Genomic DNA, 23433 nt, shown 5'->3' on the forward strand with positions numbered 1-23433 from the left:
GGTATCGATGGATGTGGACCGGTCAGCGGGTCAGTGCCTCGGCCAGGATGTCCAGGCCCTCGTTCATCACCGCGTCCTCGATCGTCAGCGGGAACAGGAAGCGGATCACGTTGCCGTACACGCCGCACGACAGCAGCAGCAGGCCCTTTTCCAGCGCGCGGTTCTGCACCGTGCGCGTAAAGTCGGGATCGGGGCTGCCGTCGGCCTGGCGGAATTCCACCGCCACCATTGCGCCAACCCCGCGCACTTCGGCGATCTGCGGCACGCGCGGGCGCAGGCTTTGCAGGCGCGCCATCAAGCGCTGGCCCAGTTCGGCGCCGCGTTCGATCAGCTTTTCGCTTTCGAGCACGTCCAGTACTGCCAGCGCAGAAGCCACCGCCAGCGGGTTGCCGGCATACGTGCCACCCAGCCCGCCGGGCGCGGGCGCGTCCATCACTTCGGCGCGGCCGCACACGGCCGACAGCGGCATGCCGCCGGCCAGGCTCTTGGCCATGGTGGTCAGGTCCGGCGCCACGTCGTAGTGTTCCATCGCGAACAGCTTGCCGGTGCGGCCGAAGCCGGTCTGCACTTCGTCGGCGATCAGCAGGATGCCGTGCTCGTCGCAGACCGCGCGCAACGCGCGCACGAAGTCCGCCGGCGCTACGTTGAAGCCGCCCTCGCCCTGAACCGGTTCGAAGATGATCGCGGCGACGCGCTTGGGATCGATGTCCGCCTTGAACAAGTGCTGCAGCGCCTTGAGCGAGTCGTCGGTGCTGACGCCGTGCAGCGCGCACGGATACGGCGCGTGGTAGACCTCGCCCGGGAACGGCCCGAAGCCGGTCTTGTACGGCGCGACCTTTCCGGTCAGCGCCATGCCCATCATGGTGCGGCCGTGGAAGCCGCCGGAAAACGCGATCACGCCGGGACGGCCGGTGGCGGCGCGGGCGATCTTGATGGCGTTTTCCACCGCCTCGGCGCCAGTGGTGAAGAAAGCGGTCTTCTTGGCCGAGCGGCCCGGCGCACGACGGTTGATCTTCTCGGCCAGCTCGATATAGCTGGCGTAAGGAACGATCTGGTAGGCAGTGTGCGTGAAGCGCCCGAGCTGCTGCTCGACGGCCTCCACCAGACGCGGGTGGCGGTGGCCCGTGTTGAGCACGGCGATGCCTGCGGCGAAGTCGATGTAGCGCTTGCCCTCGACATCCCAGATTTCCGAATTCAGCGCGCGCTCGGCGTAGAAATTGCACATCACGCCCACGCCGCGCGGGGTGGCGGCGTCCTTGCGGCGAACCAGTTCGGCGTTCTTCATACTTCTCTCCAATTTGTCTTCGCGGTTGCGACGTGGTGGGTGCGCGCGCCGCTCAGGCGGCGGCGCGGATCAGTGTGGGATCCCATTCCTTGCCGGGAATCGCGCCGATCAGGCGCTGGGTATAGGCGTGCTGGGGTGCATCGAAGATCTGCCCTGGCGGACCGGACTCGACCACGCGGCCCTTGTGCATCACGATCACGTGGTGGCAAATTTGCGCGGCGACGCGCAGGTCATGGGTAATAAAGATCAGGCCAATATTCAGGCGCTTCTGCAGGTCGGCCAGCAGCTCCAGCACCTGCGCCTGCACCGAGACATCGAGCGCCGAGACCGACTCGTCGGCCACCAGCAGCTTCGGTTCGAGCGCCAGTGCCCGCGCGATGCCGATGCGCTGCCGCTGGCCGCCGGAGAACTGGTTGGGATAGCGATCGAACGCGGACGCCTCCAGCCCCACCAGTTGCAGCAGTTCACGCGCACGCGCCTGCGCGGCCGCCAGCGGCGCGCCATTGGCGACCGGGCCATCGGTGATGATGCGCCCCACCGTATGGCGTGGATTGAGCGAGGCAAACGGATCCTGGAAGATCATCTGCACGTCGCGGCGCAGCGGTCGGAACTGCCGCTCGGACAGTCGGGCGATGTCCTGGCCGTCGAACATCAGCGCCCCGCCATCGATATCCGTCAGGCGCAGCAGGCATTTGCCGATGGTCGACTTGCCCGAGCCGGACTCGCCGACGATGCCCAGCGTTTCGCTACGGCGCACCGTGAAGCTGACGCCATCCACCGCATGCACCACGCGCTTTTTGGTGAAGAGCCCGCCGCCGGTCACATAGGTCTTGCGCAGGTCGCGCACTTCCAGCACGGTTTCGCTCTCATTGCGCCCGCGCTCGCCGGCACGGCCATGCGGCACCGCGCCGATCAGGCGCCTGGTATAGGGATGCTGTGGGCGGTTCAAGACCTGGTCGGCGTTGCCCATCTCCACCAGCACGCCCTTCTCCATCACCGCCACGCGATCCGCGATCTCGGCCACCACGCCAAAGTCGTGGGTCACGAACATCACCCCCATGCCCTTCTCGGCCTGGATGCGGCGGATCAGGTCCAGGATCTGCGCCTGCGTGGTGACATCGAGTGCGGTGGTCGGCTCGTCGGCAATCAGCAGCGCCGGTTCGAGCGCGAGCGCCATGGCAATCACCACGCGCTGGCGCTGGCCGCCGGACAGGCGGAACGGATAGGCATGCATCAGCGTGGCGGGATCGGGCAGGCCGACGAACTCCAGCAGTTCGAGCACGCGGCGCGCACGCGCCTCGCCCGGACATGCGTTGTGCACGCGCATGACCTCGGCGATCTGGTCGCCCACGGTCATCACCGGGTTCAGCGCGGACAGCGGCTCCTGGAACACCATGGCCATGTCCTTGCCACGCATGCCGAGCAGCGTGGCTTCGTCCTGCGCCAGCAGGTCGCGGCCCCTGAACAGGATCTGGCCCTGCTCCGGCTTCAGGTAGGTTGGCAGCAGGCCCATGATGGCGTTGGCGCTCATCGACTTGCCCGAGCCCGATTCGCCGACGATGCAGAGGATCTCGCCGGCATGCAGGTCATAGGAGATATCGCGCACCGCGTAGGGCCGGTCCCCGCCCGCGGGCAGCGCGATCGACAGATCGCGGATCGACAGCAGGGGCGCTTGGTCGCTGGTCTTCATCACTTTGTCCTTTGCTAGTCCAGGCGGGCGCTCACTCGCCGCGGCGGCGCAGCTGCGGGTTCATGGCGTCGTTCAGGCCCTCGCCGATCAGGTTGATCGACAGCACCGTCAGCAGGATCGCCACGCCGGGCCACACGCTCATCCACCACGCTTCGCGGATCATGGTGCGCGCCGCGCCGATCATGAAGCCCCAGCTCATCATGTTGCGGTCGCCCAGGCCCAGGAAGGCCAGCGCCGACTCCGTCAGGATCGCGGTGGCGACCATGAAGGACGCCGAGACGATGATCGGCGACATCGCATTGGGCAGGATCTGCGTGGCGATGATGCGCACCGGCTTCTGCCCGATCACCACCGCGGCCTGCACGAATTCGCGCTGCTTGAGCGACAGGAATTCGCCGCGCACCAGGCGCGCCACCGGCGGCCACGACACCACCGAGATGGCGGCGACGATGGAATAGATCGACGGATTGAAGATCGCCACGATCACCACGGCCATCGCGAGTTGCGGAATGGTCTGGAAGAACTCGGTGATGCGCATCAGCGCATCGTCGACACGGCCGCCGCAATAGCCTGCGACCGCGCCCACGGCGATGCCGACGGCAAGCGCCACCGCGGTGGAGATCACGCCGACCAGCAGCGATACGCGGGCGCCGTACAGCATGCCGGCGGTGATGTCGCGGCCCAGCATGTCGGTGCCGAACGGCAGCGCCGGGTCGGTGAACGGCTGCACCAGCGGCTCGGCCACCATCAGCCACGGCGACTCTTCGTAGAAGACCGGCGCAAGCACGGCAAGTGCCAATACTCCCAACAGCACCAGCAGGCCGATCACCGCGCCATAGTTGCGGCAGTAACGTTGCAGGAAGGCTTTCATGCGGTGGCTCCCTTACCGCCCGCGGCGATGCGCGGGTCGATTAAGCGGTAGATCACGTCGGTCACCAGATTGAAGAACACCACCAGCGCCGAGGTCACGAAGAAGATGCCCAGCAGGAGCTGGTAGTCGCGCTGCAGCAGCGCATCGAACATCAACCGGCCGATGCCCGGCCACGAGAACACGGTTTCGGTCAGCACCGCGCCGCCGGCCATCTGGCCGAGCTGGATGCCGGCGAAGGTGATCACCGGCAGCAGCGCGTTGCGCAGCACATGCACGCGGATCACGCGGCCGGCCGGGACGCCCTTGGCGCGCGCGGTCTTCACATAGTCCATGCCCATCACCTCCAGCATGGAAGCGCGCGTCAGGCGCACGTACACGGCCATGAAGAAGCAGCCCAGCGACACCGTAGGCAGGATCATGTGCAGCGCCACGTCCTTGACGCGGGCCAGGCCGGTGTAGCCGGCGCCGATGGTCTCCATGCCGAAGGCCGGCAGCCAGCCCAGCACCACCGAAAACAGGATGATGGCCATCAGCGACAGCCAGAACAGCGGCGTCGCGTACAGCAGCAGCGCGCCCGACATCACCGCGCTGTCGATCCAGCGGCGGCGGTTCTCGTAGCGGGTGCGCGCCGCGATCACGCCAAGCAGCACGCCCAGCACGATGGAAAAGAGAAACGCCCCGCTCATCAGCAGGAAGGTCGCGGGCAGACGGTCGAGGATCAGGTCCAGCACTGGCAGGTGGTTGCGGTACGAGTAGCCCAGGTCAAGCTGCGCCACGCCCTTCAGATAGATGCCAAGCTGGGTCAGCACCGGCTTGTCGAGCCCGAACTGTTCGCGCAGTTGGTTGACGAAGGCGGCGTCGCCGGCACCGGCCTCGCCCGCCATCACGGTGGCAGGGTCGCCCGGCGCCATCCGGATCAGGAAGAAATTGATGACGACCACGCCAAGGACGACCACGACGGCCTTTCCGAGACGAGCGCCAAGAAAGGATAGAAAGTTCACGGCTTGCTCCACGCTGGCGGCCGGGCTGGCCACCGCGGCACTGGGATGCAGCTGGCCCTCGCCGTTCCCCCTGCGGGGCGCGGCGATGGCAGCGGATTTCAGGCTTCAGGGCTGCTGCCCGCGGCGGCTCAGGCGCGGGCATCGGCTCCGGTCTCGCTCAGTTCTTCTCGATCGAGACGTTATCGAAGGACTCGTTCAGGCCGATCGCGGTGGTCACGAGGTTCTTGACATGCTTGCGGTACAGCGTGGGGAACTCCACCTCGAACAGGTTGGCATTGGCCACGTCGGTAACCAGGATCTTCTGCAGCTCGCTGTACAGCTTCTGGCGCTCCGCGATGTCCATGGTCGAGCCGGCCTTGGCCCAAAGCTCATCCGCCTTCGGGTTGCTGTAGCCCTGCACGTTGGCGAACGGCGTGCCCTTGACGATATTGCGCGTCACGTAGAGCCGCTCGACGCCCAGCGCGGGATCGCCGTACTGGTAGGTGTAGGTGGTGGTCAGGTCGAATTCCCAGTTGCTGACGCGTGCCGACCAGGTGCCGGCATCGGCCGACTCGATGCTGACCTTGAAGCCGAGCTGCTCGAGCATCTGCTTGACGTACTCGTCCAGGCGGTCCCAGTTGGCGCCGTACGAGGTCGACAGGATCTTGACCGGGTACTTGCCCACGTCCACGCCCGACGCCTTGACCAGCTCGCGCGCCTTCTTCAGGTTGAAGTCGTACTCGGGCATGTTTTTGTCGAAGAACAGCGTGGTCGACGAGAACGGGCTGACCGCCGGCTTGCCCATGCCGAAGAAGATGTTGTTGACGATCATCTTGCGGTTGAGCACGTGCATCACCGCCTGGCGCACCTTCACGTTGTCGAACGGCGGCTTGCGCTCGTTGAGCAGCATGCTGGCCATCGGCGAGAACATTTCCCAGCCCCTGGTGGTGTACTCCACGTTGGGCAGCGCGCGCAGGCGCTTGACGTCGACGTTGTCGACATCGCCGCCGCGCAGCACTTGCACGTCGCCCTTCTCGAAGGCCACGGCGCGCGAAGCGGAATCCGGGATCACGTAGAACACCAGCTCATCCAGGTAGGGCTTGCCCGCCTTCCAGTAGTTGGGGTTCTTCGCCAGCTTGATATAGGCGCCCTTCTTCCACTCCTTGAACATGAAGGGTCCGGTGCCGACCGGCTTCTGGTTGGCCGGGTTGTTGCGGTAGTCGGTGCCGTCGTAGATGTGCTTGGGCATCATCGGCATGGTGCCGGTCTCGAACATCGAGATGAACGGCGGGAACGGCTCCTTGAGCTTGATCTCCACGGTGCTGTCGTTGACCGCGCGGATCGACGCCATGTACTTGTTGATGACCGCGCGCGTGCGCACGTGCACGTCGCGCAGCATCTTGTCAATCGAGAACACCACGTCGGCCGAGGTGAAGGGCTTGCCGTCATGCCACTTCACGCCCTTCTGCAGCTCGAAGGTGTAGGTCAGGCCGTCCGGCGAGACGGTCCACGACTTGGCCAGTTCCGGTTGCGGCTTCAGGTCGGGGCTGTAGGTCAGCAGGCCCTGGTAGATCTTGCCGGCGACATACTGGGTCGGCGCCTGCGAGTTCATCGCGCTCACCAGGATCGGCGGCTCGGGCTGGACGATACCGGACAGCGTTCCGCCCTTGGTCTGGGCCACGGCATGGCCAGTGGGCAGCGCCAGCGGCAGCAGCGAGAGGCCGGCGGCGGCAAAGGCCATCGACAGCACGCTCTTGGTCAGTCGCATCGTGAATCGGTTCATCGGGCAGTTCCTCAGTTGGCTCGTTTTTGGTGATGGCTTCGGGATGGCAGCACCGGTTGTGCTTGCGCGCGGCTTCTTCAGGCCGCGTCGCCGGCCGGTTCCACGCCGCACCAGTCCAGCAGGAACTGGGCCAGCGTCGTGGTCACTCGCACCATGCTTTCCAGCGACACCGATTCGTCGATGCCGTGGATATTGCGGGCCTCGGGCCCGTAGCAGGTCACCGGCGTGTCCAGGCCGATGCGAAAGTGCCGGGCATCGGTGGTTGCCGTGGTCGCCTCGCGGCGGATCGGCGTGCCATTGACCTTGCGGTGCGCTTCGCCCAGCGCCTGCATGCTGGGCACGTCGAGATCGAATTCGCAGCCGGGCGCGTGGAAGCCTTCATAGCGGATGCGCAGTTCGAGATTGCTGGCCAGGCGTTCCACCGTCGCGCGGATGCGCGCGGCCACCGTGGCCTTGGCCTCGTCGATATCCATATTGGGGAAGAAGCCGATGCGCACGCCCAGCGTGCAGGTGCATGGCACCGACGAGTTCCACTCGCCGCCCTGGATCTGGCCGAGATTGAAGTTGATCGGGTGGGCGTGGTCGCGGTACGCAGCCGGCCGGTGTTCCGGGCGGTTCCATTCCGCCTCCAGCTGGCGCAGGTCTTCCATCACCGCGATGCCGGCCTCGACCGGGTTGACGCCGCTGGTCATGTAGGCCGCATGCGCCGGCTTGCCGGTCAGCTCGATGAACATCCAGAACACGCCGACCTGCGCGCTCATCAGGCTCTCGCCCAGCGGCTCGGGAATGATCACGGTGTCGAAGGACGCCAGCTTGCCGGCACCGACCGCGCTGCGCAGCGCCGCCACGGTGGCAAGCGCGCCATTGCCGGTGTTCTCTTCTTCCAGCACCGCATTGAAGCCGACCGCCCCGGCCGGCTGCAGGCCCAGGCTGGCCAGCGCCTTGAACGCGGCCAGCGCGCATACGATGCCGCCCTTCATGTCGCCGGCGCCGCGGCCGTAGAGCCAGCCGTCCTTCACCACCGGCGCGAACGGCGACTGGCTCCACATCGATTCCGGACCGGTCGGCACCACGTCGAGATGGCCGTTGAACAACACCGAGCGCCCACCCGTGCGGCTGGGCCGGTGCGTCGCCAGCAGGTTGTAGCGGCCGCCATCCGGGCAGCACGCAGGCGAATACATCGGCAGGTGGCGGATGTCCTCGGTGCGCAGCGCGATGCGCTCGGAAGCCAGGCCCAGTTCTGCCAGCGCGCCTTCGATGAAGTCCGCCGCGGGCTGCTCTTCGCCCGATGGGCTTTTGGCGGCCACGAAACCGGACAGCGTCTCGACCATATAGGGCAGGAGTGCGCGCACGGCTTGCGAGAGTTCAGCGGTGGTGGGTACCGCAGCCTGTGTGGAGCACGGGCTGGCCGTGTGGGAATCGGGACCTGACATGAAAGCTCCTGGCGAGGGGGAACGCATGAAGGGGACGCAAAGCCAACGCATCGGGCGCCAATCACAAAAACTCCGCGATGACGCCGACCACGGATGGAAAATTAAACGATCGTTGGTACCATACATAGGTCCATATTCACGATATTTGCTGGAGCCACTTTGAAGGAAACGATTCTGTCCGAGTTGTTGCTGCAGCGGCTGGAGCGTCCGGCGGGGACGCAGGCGGACCGCAACGGGACGCATATGAACCGCCAGCTGTATGAGCTGATTCGGCAGGAAATCCTTGCTGGCTCTATCTCCGCGGGCAGCAAGCTGCCGGCATCACGGCTGCTCGCGACCGAGATTGGGGTTTCCCGCAATACCGTTCTGTACGCGTATGAGCAGTTGCTGGCGGAAGGCTATGTCACCGCATCGACGGGACGTGGCACCTTTGTCTCACAGACTTTTCCCGACCATAGTGCATTGCACAAGGCTGGTGCCCGGATTGGCACCACGCCTGTGCCCGCAGTGCAGCAAAATTCAAACCGCTTCGATCTGTCGCGGCGCGGCATGCATCTCGTGTCCAACGCCGGCGCGTCTGACCGGCAATGGGGCGCCTTCATGGCGGGCGTGCCCGATGTCTCGCTGTTCCCGCACGCGACCTGGGCCCGGCTGCTGAACAAGCACTGGCGCAACCCGCGCCCGGAATTGCTGACCTATGCCCACCACGGCGGCTATATGCCGTTGCGACGCGTGCTGGCCGAGCACCTGCGGCTGGCGCGCGCGGTGCGCTGCGAGCCCGAGCAGATCATCCTGACCACCGGCATCCACCAGGCCATCGACCTGATCGCGCGCCTGCTGGCCGACCCGGGGGACAAGGCGTGGATGGAAGACCCTGGCTACTGGGGCACGCGCAGCCTGCTGACCAATGCGGGCGTCGACGTAATTCCCGTGCCGGTGGATAACGAAGGCATCGCGCCCGACGCGGCGCGGCTGCAGGATCCGCCGCGCTTTATCTTCGCGACGCCCTCGCACCAGTACCCGCTCGGCACGGTGATGAGCCTGACGCGGCGGCGCATGCTGCTGGAATACGCGCGGCAGCGCGGCGCGTGGATCGTCGAGGACGACTACGACAGCGAGTTCCGCTTCGAAGGGCGGCCGCTGGCTTCGCTGCAGGGCCTGGACGAGCACGACCGGGTGATCTACATGGGCACCTTCTCCAAGACGCTTTTCCCCGGGCTGCGCATGGGCTTCATGGTGTTGCCCAAGCCGCTGGCGCCGCATTTCGCCACCGGCCTGTCGGAACTGTTCCGCGAGGGTCAGCTGATGCAGCAGGCGGTGCTCGCGGACTTTATCGAGGAAGGCCATTACGCCACGCACCTGCGCCGCATGCGCCAGCGCTATGCGCAGCGCCAGGGCCTGCTGCGCGAGGCCATTGCGAAGCGCTTCGGCCAGGACTGGCCGACCTCCACGCACGAGGCCGGGCTGCACCTGGTGATGCACCTGCCGCCCGGCGCCGACGATCTTGGCATCAGCATGGCGGCGCGCACGCAGGGGCTGTCAGCACGTCCGCTGTCGCGCTACTACAGCGATGAGCAGCGCGCGCGGCAGGGGCTGCTGCTGGGCTACGCCTGCGTGCCGGAGGGCGATATCGGGCCCGCCTTCCACAAGCTTGCCGAAGTCATCGAGCCTGCCCTGGAGCATCTGGCCCGCACGCGTCAGCCGCCACGCGAGTTCAGCGCGCGCATCAACAACGAAGCGTGGAGCGGTGCGTGAGATGGCGCCATCGTGCCGGCGCCGATTGGCTCTTATCATCGTGCACTGCCTTGCCCTAGCATTCTTCGCTGCGCCTGGGCGCTCTCCTTCGCTCCCGCAGCCCCACCGACTCCCTTAACCGGAAAGACCCACGATGGCTCCCGTGCAAGACCGCTCCGCCCTGCTGGCCGAACTGGCCGGCGTCCTCGATGCCGCCGGCCTGCAAGTTGGCGATGCCATCGAAACCCGCTTCCGCAAGGACTGGTACGCACCGCTGGACCCGCAGCCGCCGGTCGCGGTGGCACGGCCGCGCAGCACGGCCGAGGTGTCGGCGGTGCTGGCTATCTGCAACCGCCACCGGCAACCGGTGGTGCCACAGGGCGGCCTGACCGGCCTGGCGGGCGCCGCCACGCCTGCCGGCGACGAACTTGTCCTGTCGCTCGAGCGCATGCGCGGCGTGGAAGAAATCGATGCGCAGGCCGGCACCATGACCGTGCTGGCCGGCACCACCTTGCAGGCCGCGCAGGACGCCGCGCGCGCGGCGGACTGGCTGTTTCCGGTGGACCTGGGCGCGCGCGGCAGTTGCCAGATCGGCGGCAATATCGCCACCAACGCCGGCGGCAACCGCGTGATCCGCTACGGCATGATGCGCGAGCAGGTGCTCGGGCTGGAAGCGGTGCTGGCTGACGGCACCGTGGTCACCTCGCTCAACAAGATGCAGAAGAACAATGCCGGCTACGATCTGCGCCAGCTCTTTATCGGCAGCGAAGGCACGCTCGGCGTCATTACACGCGCTGTGCTGCGTCTCGCGCCGCTGCCCGGCAGCACCCAGACCGCACTATGCGCGCTGCGTAGCTATGAAGACGTGGTGGCGCTGCTGCGCCATGCGCAGCGCCGTCTATCGGGGCGTGTATCGGCCTTCGAGGCGATGTGGGCCGATTTCTATGAACTGGTGACAACGCGCGTGCCGGGCGTGCGCGACCCGCTGCCCGCCGGCTCACCGTTCTATGTGCTGGTCGACCTGCAGGGCAACGACGCCGAACAGGACGGCGCGGCCTTTGAATCGATGCTGGAAACGGCGATGGAAGCCGGCCTGATCACCGACGCTGCCGTTGCCACCAGCGAAAAGGAAGCCGAGAGCTTCTGGAAGCTGCGCGACGCCGTCGCCGAGTTCCCGGTGATGTGGGCGCCCAATGCGGCCTACGACGTGAGCGTACCGATCGGCCAGATCGGCCGCTTCGCCGAGAGCCTGCGCGCGGCGGTGCTGGCGCGCTGGCCGCATGCCGAACTGGTCAACTTCGGCCACGTGGGCGACAGCAACCTGCATGTCAGCGTCTATCTTCCCGGCGCGACGGCGGAGGACTTTCCCGAGCATGAGATCAGCGAGGTGCTCTACCCCAAGGTGCAAGAGTTCGATGGCAGCATTTCCGCCGAGCATGGCATCGGCACGCACAAGAAGGCGTTCCTTGGGCATTCGCGCGCGCCCGAGGCGCTGGAGTTGATGCGCTCGCTCAAACGGTCACTGGATCCCAACCTTATCTTGTGCCCGGGCCGGGTCATCGACGTGGACCAACAACTGCCAAGGTGAAGCAAGGACGCATGAATGGGTCAGCCTCTCTGCCCGAAGCGCTGCGCCGCTGCCGCCCGGACCCGCGCATCAGGCGACCCTCGCTGTAGACGCAAGTGCGGCACCAGGCCGCCGTCGAGCATCGAGGTCGTGTACGCGGCAGCGGTCCTCGCCTGTCGTGCCTTGGGGCGGCCTTGACCCATGGCTGGGGTCAGGGTCATGGTCGTTCCTTTTGCAGGGGCTGGGAGCGATACGCGGCAGGTGGCGCACTCAGGTCAGTGCAGCCAGCAGCATACGCTGCGCCGACTCGCCGTCCGGCACGGGCGGGCGCGCATAGTTTCCTTCAGGCGTCATCATCCACGCTTCGCGCCGGTCGGACAGGTACGGCTCCAGACCCTCGGAAAGGACCCGCTCCTTCAAGCGGGGATCGAGCACCGGAAAACTTATTTCGATGCGACGCGACAGGCTGTGTTCCATCCATTCCCCGCTCGACAGCATGACCTTGTCGGCGCCGCCGTCGTGGAAGCAGAAAATGCGCGAGTGCTCGAGAAACCGGCCCATCACCGATTTCACCGTGATGTGCTCGGACAGTCCGGCGACACCCGGACGCAGCGCGCAGGCGCCGCGGACGATCAGGTCGATGCGCACGCCCTGGCCTGACGCGTCGTACAGCGCCTGGATCAGCTCGGGCTCCAGCAGCGCATTCATCTTGGCGATGATGCGCGCCTTGCGCCCGGCGCGGGCGTGTTCGGCCTCGCCCCGGATCGCCGCCAGCAGCTGCTGCTTCAGCGTAAACGGCGATTGCCAGACATGGGTCATGCTTTGCGTCTGGCCGCGGCCGGTCAGCTGGCTGAAGACCTGAGCCACGTCCTGGGTCAGCGCTTCATCGCAGGTCAGCAAGCCGAAATCCGTATAACTGCGCGAGGTCTCGTGATGATAGTTGCCGGTGCCGAGATGCACATAGCGCCTGAGCCGTCCGTCCTCGCGCCGCACCACCATCAGGATCTTGGCGTGCGCCTTGAAGCCGACCACGCCATAGACCACATGCGCCCCCACTTCCTCTAGTTGCCCGGCCCAGCCGATGTTGGCCTCTTCATCGAAGCGCGCCATCAGCTCCACCACGGCCGTGACCTCCTTGCCATTGCGCGCCGCCTCGATCAGCGACGACAACAGCGCCGAGTCGTGCCCGGCCCGATACACCGTCTGGCTGATCGCCACCACGTCCGGATCCTGCGCCGCCTGCCTGACGAAATCGACCACCGGCGCAAACGACTGGAACGGATGGTGCAGCAGGATGTCGCCATCGCGCATGGCGCGGAAGATATCGGGCTGGTCCCGCAGCGCCTTCGGCAAGCCCGGCCGGAAAGGCAGGTATTTCAGTTCCGGCCGGTCGACCTGGTCCGGCACCTGCATCAGGCGGACCAGGTTGACCGGGCCATTGACCGCGAATACCTCGCCTGGCGCCAGGCCAAACTGCTCCTGCAGGAACGCCGTCATGGCGCGGGGGCAATTGTCGGCCACTTCCAGCCGCACCGCATCGCCAAGATGCCGGTGCGGCAGTTCGCCCTGCAGCGCCTCGCGCAGGTTCTTGACCTCTTCCTCGTCGACGAACAGCTCGCTGTTCCGCGTGACGCGGAACTGGTAGCAGCCGCGCACCGTCATGCCGCTGAACAGCTCGCCGACGTGGGCATGCAGGATCGAGGACAGGAACACGAAGCCGTGTTCGCATCCGGCGATCTCCGCTGGCAGTGCGATCACTCGCGGCAGCGCCCTGGGCGCCTGCACGATGGCATTGCCGGAGCTGCGGCCGAACGCATCTTTGCCTTCGAGCTCAACGGCGAAGTTCAGGCTCTTGTTCAGCACGCGCGGAAACGGATGCGCCGGATCCAGCCGGATCGGCGTCAGGACCGGCATCAGCTCGGCAAAGAAAAACTCGCGAATCCAGTCTTGCTGTACCGCGTTCCACGATGGCCGCCGCAGGAAGCAGATCCGCTCCCGGGCCATGGCGGGAATCAGCACGTCATTGAACAGCCGGTACTGTTGATCGACCAGTTCGCGCGCCCGCTGGTTGAGCGCGGCATAAACGGCCTGCGGCGTCAGCCCGTCCGGGCCGACCACCGGCGACGACAGCGCGCACTGTTCCTTCAATCCCGCCACGCGGATTTCGTAGAACTCGTCGAGATTGCTGCTGAAGGTGCACAAGGCCCGCAGGCGTTCGAGCAACGGCATGGCGGGATCGGCCGCCTGCTGCAGCACGCGGTGAAAGAATTCCAGCTGGCTGAGTTCGCGGTTGATGTAGCGCGCATTGCCGTTGGCCAGGGTGGCCGCGTCCGCCGGGTCGCGCCCGCTTGGATCCCGCGATTCGTCCTGCATGCCGCCAGATTCGTGTCTCATGATCCCGTGCCAAGAGAAACTGCTTTTCAAATTCTAGCTGGCGTATCGCGCATACCGGCACGATTCCGCTTCCGGCGTTCGCGAAAAACACCTCGGCTCGGAACACCCATATCCGGTCAATGTGACGGGTACACCAGCTAAGCCGTTTGCAAGGCACCGCCCCGCGCCATGCGGCGGATCGCCTGCGGCGGTTGCCCGAAGGCGCGCAGGAAGGCCCGCCGCATGCGCTCGGGATCGCCGAAACCGGTATCCCGGGCCACCACGTCGATGGGGTGGCGCCCGCTTTCCATCATCAGCCGCGCCGCCTCCACGCGCAGGCGCTCCACGGCTTTGGCCGGGCTCTGCCCGGTTTCATCGCGGAATGCGCGCGAGAACTGCCGGGCGCTGAGGTGCGCGGCATTCGCCAGCTGCTCCACCGAGAGGTCCTGCCCCAGGTTCTGCCGCGCGAAATCCAGCGCGCCACGAATGCGATCGGAGCGCGGCTCCAGGTCGAGCAGCGCCGAAAATTGCGACTGGCCGCCGGCGCGGCGATGGTAAACAACCAGGCTCTTGGCCACGCCGCGCGCGACGGCGGCGCCCGCGTCCTTCTCCACCAGTGCCAGCGCCAGGTCGATGCAGGCCGACATCCCGGCCGAGGTCCACACCGGACCGTCGATGATAAAGATGCGGTCCTCCTCCACGATGACGTCCGGGAAGCGGCGCCGCAACTCCTCGGCGTAATACCAGTGCGTGGTGGCACGGCGGCCGGCCAGCAAGCCCGCCTCCGCCAGGGTGAAGGCACCGGTACACGTGGCGCCGATGCGTCGTGAAGTGCGCGCCGCGCGCTGCAGGAACTTCACCAGCGCCGGCGGCGCAGGCAGGACGTCATTGTCTCCCACCACCAGCACGGTATCGAAGCGACGCCGGCCAAAGGGTGCGGTGCTGACGGCAAAGCCCCCGGAACTTGCCACCGGGCCGCCATGCTCGGACAGCAAGTGAACCCGATACAGCGGCTCGCCAAGCGCTCGGTTGGCGAACTCGAGCACCGTCGACACCGCAAGGTTCAGCGCCTGGAAGCCGGGATAGAGGGCAATAGCCACATGGTGCATGGTGAACTCCTGATGGCGGCGGCAGGCACATTTCCCGCCATGGCATAAAAGGTGGGATCTATGACATTGTTGCCATCGCCATTGTGCACCTAATCTTCGATGCACGCAGCGGCGATACGCACCGCCGGCTGCCACGGAACTTCTCACCGCCTTCCCACTGTTATGGAGCTTCAACGTGACAACCCACACCTACGCTGGCACTGCCCTGATCACCGGGGCTTCTTCGGGTATCGGGGCCATTTATGCGGATCGGCTCGCGCGCCGCGGCCATGACCTGATCCTGGTGGCACGCAGCCGCAGCCGCCTCGAGGCACTGGCGCGGCGCATCACCGACCAGACCGGCCGCTCAGTCGAAATCGTCACGGCTGACCTGAGCCAGGCAGCCGAATTACGCCATGTCGAGAACATCCTGAGGACGGACGCCAGCGTCACCACGCTGGTCAACAACGCGGGCTTCGGTGGCGCGTCGCCGTTGCTGGAGTCGGATGCAGACACCATGCAGGCGATGATCGAACTCAACGTCACGGCGCTGACCCGCCTCACCTACGCCGCTGCCCCGGGCTTCGTGGCGCGGGGCCAGGGCACGATTATCAATATTGCCTCGATCGTCGCGATCGCGCCCGAGGTGCTGAACGGCGTGTACGGCGGCTCCAAGGCCTTTGTGCTGGCGTTTACCCAGTCGCTGCAGCATGAGCTTGCCGGCCAGGGCGTGCGCGTCCAGGCGGTGCTGCCGGGGGCCACCCGCACGGCGTTCTGGGACGTTGCCGGGCAGCCTGTCGAGAACCTGCCGCAAGCGCTGGTGATGGACGGCGACGACCTGGTCGATGCGGCACTGGCGGGTCTGGACCAGGGCGAGGTGATCACGCTGCCGTCGTTGCCTGACGCCGGGGACTGGCAGGCCTTCGAGGCGGCACGCGCCGCGCTGGGGCCCAATCTTTCGCGTTCGCAGCCGGCCTCGCGGTACGGCATTGCGCGGTAATCGTCCGCGTCCGCAGCGCCCGCCGGGCCGAGCCATATGCGCCGCTCGCGCGGGCTGCGGAAACCTGCCGCCCAGGACTTTTATGACAGGAACTTCGCCATGAACGTAGAACTGAAACGGAAAATCGCCTTCGCGCTGTCGATGGGCGTGGTGACCACGGGGATCATTTCTTTCGCCCTGCTCGCTCTCAATGTGGGATTCACCGAAGACTTTGCGCTGACCTGGCTGCGTTCCTGGGGCGTCGGCTATGTGATCGTGATCCCCGCCATCCTGCTGGTCGGGCCGCGCCTGCAAGCGCGGGTCGAGCGCTGGGTCCGCTAGACGATCGTGATGGGATGCTGCCGCGGTCCGCGCTCCAGCAGCGCCGCCAGCCTGCGCAGCGCGTGCGCCAACTGGGCCCGGTCGTCCACGCCGCCCAGCGAAATCCGGATGGCATTGGGAGCGCCTGCGCCGTCCCAGAACACATCGGAAGGCGTGACCCGCAGGTCTTCCGCCAGCGCGGCGCTGGCCAGCTGCTGCGCGGACCAGTGGGACGGAAGACGGTGCCACACGTGGATGCCGCTGGGCGGCAACTGGCCCATCCCGCTCAGCCAGCGGCTGGCCAGGGCGCAGCGCGCCAGCGCTTCGGCGCGGATACCTTCGAGCAGCTGCATGGCCGAGCCGTCATGGATCCATTGCGTCGCCAGGGCCGCCGTCATGGGCGCGGGCATCAGCGCAAAGGCGCGTAGCGGCGCCAGCAGGTCGTCACCGCCGCGGCCTTCGGGCAACAGCACATAGGCGGTGCGCAAGCCCGGACTCAGCGCCTTGGACAGCGTCGCGACGTAGTACGCGCGGGCGGGAGCAAAGCGCGCCAGCGGCGGCGGTGCGGACGGCGTCAGCAGCCAGTAGGGATCGTCCTCGAGCAGCGCGATGTCGCAGCGCTCGGCCGCGCTGGCCAGCTCGGCCCTGCGCGAGGCCGGCATGGTGTGGGTGGTGGGGTTCTGCGCGGTCGGGTTGAGGTAGGCCAGCGTCGCGCCGTCGGCGCGGGCCGCGGCGAGCGCGTCGGGCAGCATCCCGTCGGCGTCGCACGGCGCGACCACCACGCGCCGGCCCAGTTGCGCCGCCGCGGCGCGGATGCCGGGATAGGCCAGCGGCTCGGTCACGATTGCCTCGCCGGGCCGGGTGCGGCTGAGGATCACCGCGGCCAGCGCGGCCTGCGCGCCGGGACACACCACCAGCCGCGCGGTGTCGACCGGCCCGAACATCGGCGCCAGCCAAAGCGCGCCGGCCGACCGGTCCGCAGCACTGCCGCCGCCAAGCTGATAGGTCATCAGCAACTGCGGGTCGCTGCGCAGCAGGACCTGGTTCAGGCCACGCCGCAACAGGTCCTGGAAATCCACGCCCGCCGGCGGCGGCGGCACGTTCATGCTCATGTCGACCACCCGCGCCAGTTCCGCGCGCGGCGCGGCGATAAAGGTGCCGAGCGCGCCGCGGGCTTCGATCAGCTGGCGCCGACGGGCCTCGTTATAGGCGCGCGTCACCGTGGTCAAATCCACGCCCAGCGTTTGCGCCAGGCTGCGCTGCGGCGGCACGCGGTCGCCGGCCACGAGCCGGCCGTCGCCGATGGCTTGCTCGATGTAATCGACGATCTGGAGGTAGCGGGCGACGCCGGAGGTGGTGATCCGCAGATCCCATCCGGCCGTGATCGCGCCATCTTGTATGGATCTTGTCGCCAAAATTTTCCTCGATGTATGGCCTTTGTCTTCGAATAGCATGCCAGACATTGCCGAAGGAATCCATACAAGCCACGCCCGCGCGGGGCTGACGCAGCACTTGAATCGGAGCGCGTGGCCGGATGCCTTCGGTAATCCGTAACCAAGGTGTCCGACATGCTCAAACCTACCGCCGGGCCGGCAAACCAGAAGCGACAAGGCCCGCTGCCCCGCCCGCCCTCCCGCCACAGTGCATCGCCAACCCGGCTGCACCGGATCGGCGTCTTGCTGCTCGCAGCCGGCCTGAGCGCCCTGCTCAGCGGCTGCAACCTAGAACTGCTCAACCCCAGGGGCAGCATCGGCGCGCAGGAGAAATCGCTGATCCTGATATCGCTGGTCGTGATGCTGATGGTCGTGATCCCGGTGATCTTCCTGACGCTGTGGTTTGCGTGGCGCTACCGCGAAAGCAACACGCGCGCGACCTACGCGCCCACATGGTCGCACTCGACCAGGATCGAGATTGTGGTGTGGGGCATCCCGTGCGTGATCGTGGCCTGCCTGGCCGTGCTGATCTGGGATTCGACGCACAAGCTCGACCCGTACCGCCCGCTGGAATCCGAGGTCAGGCCGCTGCAGGTCGACGTCATCGCGCTGAACTGGAAATGGCTGTTCGTCTATCCGGAGTACGGCGTCGCCTCGGTGAACCAGCTGGCCATCCCGGTCGGCACGCCGGTCAACTTCCGACTCACCGCGGAATCGATGATGAATGCCTTCTTCATTCCGCAGCTTGGCAGCATGGTCTACACCATGGCGGGCATGCAGACCCGCCTGCACCTGATCGCCGACACGCCGGGCGTCTACCTCGGCCAGTCCGCGGCCTACAGCGGCGCGGGCTTCTCGGACATGCATTTCAAGACCCTGGCGACCTCGCGCGAGGACTTCGACGCGTGGATCGGCAAGGCCCGCGCTTCGGGCCAGGCGCTCGATGCCAACACCTATCGCGCGCTGGAGCAGCCCAGCAACAAGGATCCGGTCACGCTGTACGCATCGGTGACGCCGAAGCTGTTCGACCAGGTGGTCGACAAGTACATGCAGGCCTACGGCGCGGTGTGCCGCGCGGACACTCCTGAATCTCTGCAGGCCTTCCAGCGCGTCCCCTCGGCGCTGCCCGGCCGCATGGAGCAATGACATGCTAGGAAAACTGAACCTCGAGGCCATCCCCTACCACGAGCCGATCATCATGGGGACGCTGGCCGTGGTGATCGTGCTGGGCGCCGCGCTGCTCGCCGCCATCACCCGCTACCGCAAGTGGAAATACCTGTGGACCGAATGGATCTGCTCGGTCGACCACAAGAAGGTCGGGGTGATGTACATCATCCTGGCCCTGGTCATGCTGCTGCGCGGCTTTGCCGACGCGATCCTGATGCGCACGCAGCAGGCCATCGCCTACGGCGACGCAGCGGGTTACCTGCCGCCTCACCACTACGACCAGATCTTCACCGCGCACGGCGTGATCATGATCTTCTACGTCGCCACCCCGCTGGTGGTGGGGCTGATGAACGTGATCGTGCCGCTGCAGATCGGCGCGCGCGACGTGGCCTTTCCGTTCGTCAACTCGCTCAGCTTCTGGCTGTCGGCCATGGGCGCGGTGCTGGTGATGCTGTCGATGTTCGTCGGCGACTTCGCCGCGACCGGCTGGGTGGCCTACCCGCCGTTGTCCGGGCTGGGCTACAGCCCGACCGTCGGCGTCGACTACTACATCTGGTCGTTGCAGATATCCGGGCTCGGCACCACGCTGACCGGCATCAACTTCATCGTCACCATCCTGCGCATGCGCGCGCCGGGCCTGACGCTGATGAAGATGCCGGTGTTCACCTGGACCGCGCTGATCACCAACATCCTGATCGTCGCCATCTTCCCGGTGCTGACCGCCACGCTGGCCCTGCTCACCGCCGACCGCTACCTCGGCATGCATTTCTTCACCAACGAGCTGGGCGGCAACGCCATGATGTACGTGAACCTGATCTGGATCTGGGGCCACCCCGAGGTCTATGTGCTGATCCTGCCCGCGTTCGGCGCGTTTTCGGAAATCATCGCCACGTTCTCGCGCAAGCCGCTGTTCGGCTACAAGTCGATGGTCTATGCGACCTCGTCGATCGGCGTGCTGTCGTTCTTCGTCTGGCTGCACCACTTCTTCACCATGGGCTCGGGCGCCAACGTCAATGCCTTCTTCGGCATCATGACGTCGATCATCTCGATCCCCACCGGCGTGAAGCTGTTCAACTGGCTGTTCACCATGTACCGCGGCCGGATCCGCTTCCATACCTCGACCATGTGGACCATCGGCTTCATGGTGACGTTCGCGGTCGGCGGCATGACCGGCGTGCTGCTGGCGGTGCCGGGCGCCGACTTCGTGCTGCACAACAGCCTGTTCCTGGTGGCCCACTTCCATAACGTCATCATCGGCGGCGTGCTGTTCGGCTGCCTGGCGGCGATCAGCTTCTGGTTCCCCAAGGTATTCGGCTTCAAGCTCAACGAGTTCTGGGGCAAGGTGTCGTTCTGGTGCTGGCTGACCGGCTTCTTCCTGGCCTTCATGCCGCTCTACGTACTGGGCTTCAAGGGCATGACCCGCCGGATGAACCACTACGCCAACGTCGACTGGCATCCCTACCTGGTGGTGGCGATGATCGGCGCCTTCGTCATCGGCGCCGGCATCCTGGCGATGATGGTGCAGCTGGCCGTCAGCATCCGCGACCGCAAGCACAACCGGGACCTGACCGGCGACCCGTGGGACGGCCGCAGCCTGGAATGGTCGACGGCATCGCCGGCGCCGTTCTACAACTTCGCCAAGGTGCCGCACATCACCTCGCTGGAACAGCACTGGGACGACAAGGAAGCCGGCCGCGCATGGCGCCAGCCGGCCCGCTACGAGGACATCCACATGCCACGCCCCACCGCGGCCGGCTTCCTGGTGTCGGTGTTCGGGCTGGTGTCCTGCTTCGCGCTGGTCTGGCACATGTGGCTGGTCGCCGTGGCCGGGCTGGTTGGCGCGATCGCCACCTTCGTGCTGCGCAGCTACGACCGCGATGTCGACTACTACGTGCCGGCCGCCGAAGTCGAGCGCATCGAGCGCGCCCGCTACGCCCAACTGCAGCAAGCTGCCTGAGCCATGAACCCGACGCTATCCCCTACCCTGCACCAGCCGGGCCCGGACGCCGCCCACGCGACCGCACACGCCGACCACGGCCATCATGATGCCGGCGCGCATACCACGCTGGGCTTCTGGCTCTACCTGATGAGCGACTGCCTGATCTTCGCGGTGCTGTTCGCCACCTTCGGCGTGCTGTCGGGCAACACGGCGGGCGGGCCCGGCGGGCAGCAGCTGTTCGAGCTGCCGTTCGTGTTCGCCGAGACCATGGTGCTGCTGCTCAGCAGCTACACCTTCGGCCTGGCCATGCTGCGGCAGGACGCGAATGCCGCGCCGCGCTTGATCCGCTGGCTGGCGGCCACCTTCGTGCTGGGCGCCGTGTTCGTCGCCATGGAGGTCTACGAGTTCGCCCACCTGCTGCACCAGGGCGCCGGCCCGGGCGTAAGCGCCTACCTGTCGGCGTTCTTCACGCTGGTCGGCACCCACGGCCTGCACGTCACCGCCGGCCTGTGCTGGCTCGCCGTGATGATCCATCAGATCCGGCGTTTCGGCCTCGATGACATCGTGCGCCGCCGGCTGGCGTGCCTGAGCCTGTTCTGGCACTTCTTGGACCTGGTCTGGATCTGCGTGTTTACCTTCGTCTACCTGCGGGAGTTCGCATGAAGCCATCCCATTTGCACCCGGTCCATCCCGGCGAGCACGCCATCCACGGCAGCGTGCGCAGCTACACCGTCGGCCTGCTGCTGTCCGCCGCGCTGACCGTGGCGTCGTTTGCCACGGTGATGACCGGCGCCTTGCAGAGCCACGCCGCGATCACGCTGGTGGTCGGCCTCTGCGTCGCGCAACTGCTGGTGCAGCTGGTGTACTTCCTGCACCTGGGCACCGGTCCCGGGCAACGCGGCAATACCGCCATCTTTGCCTGCACCGGCTTCCTGATCGTGATCGTCGTGGCCGGCTCGCTGTGGGTGATGCACAACGCCGACCTCAACATGATGCCGACCGACATGTCGATCGAACGGGCACGGGCCAAAGACTAGCGCTCGGGCGCGAGGAGACCTTCACCATGTATGTCTATGACGAGATCGACCAGAGGCTGGTCGACGAACGGGTCGTGCAGTTCACCGACCAGACCCGCCGCTTTCTGGACGGCGAGCTCGACGAGGAAGAGTTTCGCGTGCTGCGGCTGCAGAACGGGCTGTATATCCAGCGCCATGCGCCAATGCTGCGCGTGGCCATCCCCTACGGCATGCTGTCGTCGACGCAGCTGCGCAAGCTCGCCGAGATCGCGCGCCGCTGGGACCGTGGCTACGGGCACTTCAGCACGCGGCAGAACCTGCAGTTCAACTGGCCGCGCCTGGAAGACGCCCCCGCCATCCTCGCGGAACTCGCCACCGTGCAAATGCACGCCATCCAGACCAGCGGCAACTGCATCCGCAACACCACCACCGACCACTTCGCCGGCATCGCGCCCGACGAGCTGGTGAACCCGCTGGTATGGTGCGAGATCGTGCGGCAATGGTCGATGCTGCACCCCGAGTTCGCCTACCTGCCCCGCAAGTTCAAGATCGCGATCAGCGGCGCCACCACCGACCGGGCCGCGGTCGGCGTGCACGACATCGGGCTGCAGGCGGTCGAGGAAGATGGCCAGGTCGGCTTCCGCGTGTGGGTCGGCGGCGGCATGGGGCGCACGCCCATGGTCGGCAAGCTGATCAATCCCTTCGTGGCCTGGCAGGACCTGCTGACCTACCTGCAGGCCACGCTGCGCGTCTACAACCTGCATGGCAGGCGCGACAACAAGTACAAGGCGCGCATCAAGATCCTGGTGAAGGACCTCAGCCCCGAGGTCTTCCGCGAACAGGTTGCCGAGCAGTGGCAGCGCATCCGGGGCGGCCCGGATACCGTCACCGAAGACTTCGTCGCGTCGGTGGCGGCGCGCTTCACCGTGCCGCCTTATGACCCCGCCGCGGCACACGATGCCGATCAAAGCGCCCGGCTCGCGCAAACCGACCGCGCGTTCCGGCTCTGGCTGCGCAGCAACGTCCATGCGCACCGCGTAGCGGGCTACGCCGCGGTGACCGCTTCGCTCAAGGCAACCGGCCGCGCGCCAGGCGACATGACCGCCGACCAGATGGAGCTGATGGCCGACCTCGCCGAGCGCCACGGCTTTGGCGAGCTGCGCGTCTCGCACGAGCAGAACCTGATCCTCGCCGACGTGCGGCGCAGCGGCCTGCCCGCGCTGTGGCGCGCGCTGGATGCGGCGGGCCTCGCCACGCCCAATGTCGGCAGGATCACCAATATCATCGCCTGCCCTGGCGGTGACTTCTGCTCGCTCGCCAATGCGGTGTCGATTCCGCTGGCGCAGGCGATCCAGGAGCGGTTCGAGGATCTCGACCACGTGCATGACATCGGCGAGCTCGACCTGAATATCTCGGGCTGCATCAACTCATGCGGGCACCACCACGTCGGCCATATCGGCATCCTCGGCGTCGACAAGGCCGGCGAGGCCTGGTACCAGGTCACCCTCGGCGGCCGGCAGAACGGCGCCGACAGCCAGGACGGCGGCGGCGGCGCGGCGATCGGGCGCATCATCGGCCCGTCGTTCGCGCAGGAACAGGTGCCGGACGTGGTCGAGCGGCTGATCGGCACCTACCTCGCGCACCGCGACAGCGAAGCCGAGCGCTTCGTCGACGTGGTCGCGCGGATCGGCCTGGAACCGTTCCAGGCGGCCGTGTACCCGGACGGCGGCAAGCGCGGCGCGGCGGTGCGCTAGCCCTGTTGCCCCCGCGAGGA

At 66.6% G+C, this 23433-nt stretch carries 18 protein-coding genes; 9 read left to right on the forward strand and 9 right to left on the reverse strand.

Annotated features, from left to right (window positions below; genetic code table 11):
• Window positions 1-22 precede the first annotated feature (22 nt).
• The 6 genes from gabT to MKD50_RS23775 all read right to left on the reverse strand — a co-directional run bounded on the left by gabT (window position 23) and on the right by MKD50_RS23775 (window position 8042).
• Window positions 23-1285 carry a 4-aminobutyrate--2-oxoglutarate transaminase gene (gene gabT / locus MKD50_RS23750; RefSeq protein WP_252668928.1) on the reverse strand — a complete coding sequence of 421 codons (1263 nt, stop codon included), beginning with the start codon at window positions 1283-1285 and terminating at the stop codon, window positions 23-25.
• A 52-nt stretch (window positions 1286-1337) separates the two neighbouring features.
• A complete protein-coding gene (locus MKD50_RS23755) occupies window positions 1338-2975 on the reverse strand; it encodes an ABC transporter ATP-binding protein (RefSeq protein WP_252668930.1) in 1638 nt (545 codons plus the stop codon).
• 31 nt (window positions 2976-3006) lie between these two features.
• Entirely contained in the window at window positions 3007-3846 is an 840-nt protein-coding gene (locus MKD50_RS23760; RefSeq protein ID WP_115680127.1) for an ABC transporter permease, read from the reverse strand.
• Window positions 3843-4847, reverse strand: coding sequence for an ABC transporter permease (locus MKD50_RS23765; RefSeq protein ID WP_252668932.1), 1005 nt, complete (start codon window positions 4845-4847; stop codon window positions 3843-3845). Before MKD50_RS23765 ends, MKD50_RS23760 begins: the two co-directional genes overlap by 4 nt.
• Before the next feature lie 157 nt (window positions 4848-5004).
• Entirely contained in the window at window positions 5005-6609 is a 1605-nt protein-coding gene (locus MKD50_RS23770) for an ABC transporter substrate-binding protein (RefSeq protein WP_115706799.1), read from the reverse strand.
• 77 nt (window positions 6610-6686) lie between these two features.
• On the reverse strand, window positions 6687-8042 hold the full coding sequence (locus tag MKD50_RS23775) for an ArgE/DapE family deacylase (protein WP_252668934.1): 1356 nt from the start codon (window positions 8040-8042) through the stop codon (window positions 6687-6689).
• Between the two features lie 159 nt (window positions 8043-8201).
• Between MKD50_RS23775 and pdxR the strand changes: the two genes are divergently transcribed.
• Both pdxR and MKD50_RS23785 read left to right on the forward strand, forming a co-directional pair.
• Complete coding sequence (pdxR, locus tag MKD50_RS23780) at window positions 8202-9797, forward strand: MocR-like pyridoxine biosynthesis transcription factor PdxR (RefSeq protein WP_172582633.1); 1596 nt, start codon at window positions 8202-8204, stop codon at window positions 9795-9797.
• Window positions 9798-9930: 133 nt separating this feature from the next.
• Window positions 9931-11364 carry an FAD-binding oxidoreductase gene (locus tag MKD50_RS23785; protein ID WP_252668936.1) on the forward strand — a complete coding sequence of 478 codons (1434 nt, stop codon included), beginning with the start codon at window positions 9931-9933 and terminating at the stop codon, window positions 11362-11364.
• Between the two features lie 249 nt (window positions 11365-11613).
• Here MKD50_RS23785 and ppk1 read toward each other — a convergent pair whose 3' ends face one another.
• A complete protein-coding gene (ppk1, locus tag MKD50_RS23790; protein WP_252668938.1) occupies window positions 11614-13737 on the reverse strand; it encodes a polyphosphate kinase 1 in 2124 nt (707 codons plus the stop codon).
• 137 nt (window positions 13738-13874) lie between these two features.
• Window positions 13875-14825: a GlxA family transcriptional regulator gene (locus MKD50_RS23795; protein WP_252668940.1), complete on the reverse strand. Its 951-nt coding sequence runs from the start codon at window positions 14823-14825 to the stop codon at window positions 13875-13877.
• 175 nt (window positions 14826-15000) lie between these two features.
• Between MKD50_RS23795 and MKD50_RS23800 the strand changes: the two genes are divergently transcribed.
• Together MKD50_RS23800 and MKD50_RS23805 are read left to right on the forward strand one after the other, a co-directional pair.
• Window positions 15001-15804: an SDR family NAD(P)-dependent oxidoreductase gene (locus MKD50_RS23800; protein ID WP_252668942.1), complete on the forward strand. Its 804-nt coding sequence runs from the start codon at window positions 15001-15003 to the stop codon at window positions 15802-15804.
• A gap of 99 nt (window positions 15805-15903) precedes the next feature.
• Complete coding sequence (locus MKD50_RS23805; RefSeq protein WP_115706793.1) at window positions 15904-16125, forward strand: DUF2798 domain-containing protein; 222 nt, start codon at window positions 15904-15906, stop codon at window positions 16123-16125.
• On the opposite strand, the gene MKD50_RS23810 is transcribed toward MKD50_RS23805, so the two are convergent.
• Complete coding sequence (locus MKD50_RS23810) at window positions 16122-17522, reverse strand: aminotransferase-like domain-containing protein (protein ID WP_371925388.1); 1401 nt, start codon at window positions 17520-17522, stop codon at window positions 16122-16124. The genes MKD50_RS23805 and MKD50_RS23810 overlap by 4 nt on opposite strands.
• Window positions 17523-17672: 150 nt before the next feature.
• Between MKD50_RS23810 and cyoA the strand changes: the two genes are divergently transcribed.
• The 5 genes from cyoA to MKD50_RS23835 are packed head-to-tail and all read left to right on the forward strand — an operon-like array spanning window position 17673 to window position 23413.
• A complete protein-coding gene (gene cyoA, locus MKD50_RS23815) occupies window positions 17673-18683 on the forward strand; it encodes a ubiquinol oxidase subunit II (protein WP_252668943.1) in 1011 nt (336 codons plus the stop codon).
• A 1-nt stretch (window position 18684) separates the two neighbouring features.
• On the forward strand, window positions 18685-20661 hold the full coding sequence (gene cyoB, locus MKD50_RS23820; protein ID WP_252668944.1) for a cytochrome o ubiquinol oxidase subunit I: 1977 nt from the start codon (window positions 18685-18687) through the stop codon (window positions 20659-20661).
• A 3-nt stretch (window positions 20662-20664) separates the two neighbouring features.
• Complete coding sequence (gene cyoC / locus MKD50_RS23825) at window positions 20665-21306, forward strand: cytochrome o ubiquinol oxidase subunit III (protein ID WP_252668945.1); 642 nt, start codon at window positions 20665-20667, stop codon at window positions 21304-21306.
• Window positions 21303-21680: a cytochrome o ubiquinol oxidase subunit IV gene (gene cyoD, locus MKD50_RS23830; protein WP_115706788.1), complete on the forward strand. Its 378-nt coding sequence runs from the start codon at window positions 21303-21305 to the stop codon at window positions 21678-21680. Before cyoC ends, cyoD begins: the two co-directional genes overlap by 4 nt.
• A 26-nt stretch (window positions 21681-21706) precedes the next feature.
• Entirely contained in the window at window positions 21707-23413 is a 1707-nt protein-coding gene (locus tag MKD50_RS23835) for a nitrite/sulfite reductase (RefSeq protein ID WP_252668946.1), read from the forward strand.
• Window positions 23414-23433 lie beyond the last annotated feature (20 nt).

The organism is Cupriavidus mimosae, from assembly GCF_023952485.1.
Lineage (GTDB): Bacteria > Pseudomonadota > Gammaproteobacteria > Burkholderiales > Burkholderiaceae > Cupriavidus > Cupriavidus taiwanensis_C.

Excerpts from the sequence above, each read along its gene's own strand:
- gabT (WP_252668928.1), bottom strand. The coding sequence starts at position 1,285 with ATGAAGAACGCCGAACTGGTTCGCCGCAAGGACGCCGCCACCCCGCGC.
- MKD50_RS23755 (WP_252668930.1), bottom strand. The coding sequence starts at position 2,975 with ATGAAGACCAGCGACCAAGCGCCCCTGCTGTCGATCCGCGATCTGTCG.
- MKD50_RS23760 (WP_115680127.1), bottom strand. The coding sequence starts at position 3,846 with ATGAAAGCCTTCCTGCAACGTTACTGCCGCAACTATGGCGCGGTGATC.
- MKD50_RS23770 (WP_115706799.1), bottom strand. The coding sequence starts at position 6,609 with ATGAACCGATTCACGATGCGACTGACCAAGAGCGTGCTGTCGATGGCC.
- MKD50_RS23775 (WP_252668934.1), bottom strand. The coding sequence starts at position 8,042 with ATGTCAGGTCCCGATTCCCACACGGCCAGCCCGTGCTCCACACAGGCT.
- MKD50_RS23785 (WP_252668936.1), top strand. The coding sequence starts at position 9,931 with ATGGCTCCCGTGCAAGACCGCTCCGCCCTGCTGGCCGAACTGGCCGGC.
- ppk1 (WP_252668938.1), bottom strand. The coding sequence starts at position 13,737 with ATGAGACACGAATCTGGCGGCATGCAGGACGAATCGCGGGATCCAAGC.
- MKD50_RS23795 (WP_252668940.1), bottom strand. The coding sequence starts at position 14,825 with ATGCACCATGTGGCTATTGCCCTCTATCCCGGCTTCCAGGCGCTGAAC.
- MKD50_RS23805 (WP_115706793.1), top strand. The coding sequence starts at position 15,904 with ATGAACGTAGAACTGAAACGGAAAATCGCCTTCGCGCTGTCGATGGGC.
- cyoA (WP_252668943.1), top strand. The coding sequence starts at position 17,673 with ATGCTCAAACCTACCGCCGGGCCGGCAAACCAGAAGCGACAAGGCCCG.
- cyoB (WP_252668944.1), top strand. The coding sequence starts at position 18,685 with ATGCTAGGAAAACTGAACCTCGAGGCCATCCCCTACCACGAGCCGATC.
- cyoC (WP_252668945.1), top strand. The coding sequence starts at position 20,665 with ATGAACCCGACGCTATCCCCTACCCTGCACCAGCCGGGCCCGGACGCC.
- cyoD (WP_115706788.1), top strand. The coding sequence starts at position 21,303 with ATGAAGCCATCCCATTTGCACCCGGTCCATCCCGGCGAGCACGCCATC.
- MKD50_RS23835 (WP_252668946.1), top strand. The coding sequence starts at position 21,707 with ATGTATGTCTATGACGAGATCGACCAGAGGCTGGTCGACGAACGGGTC.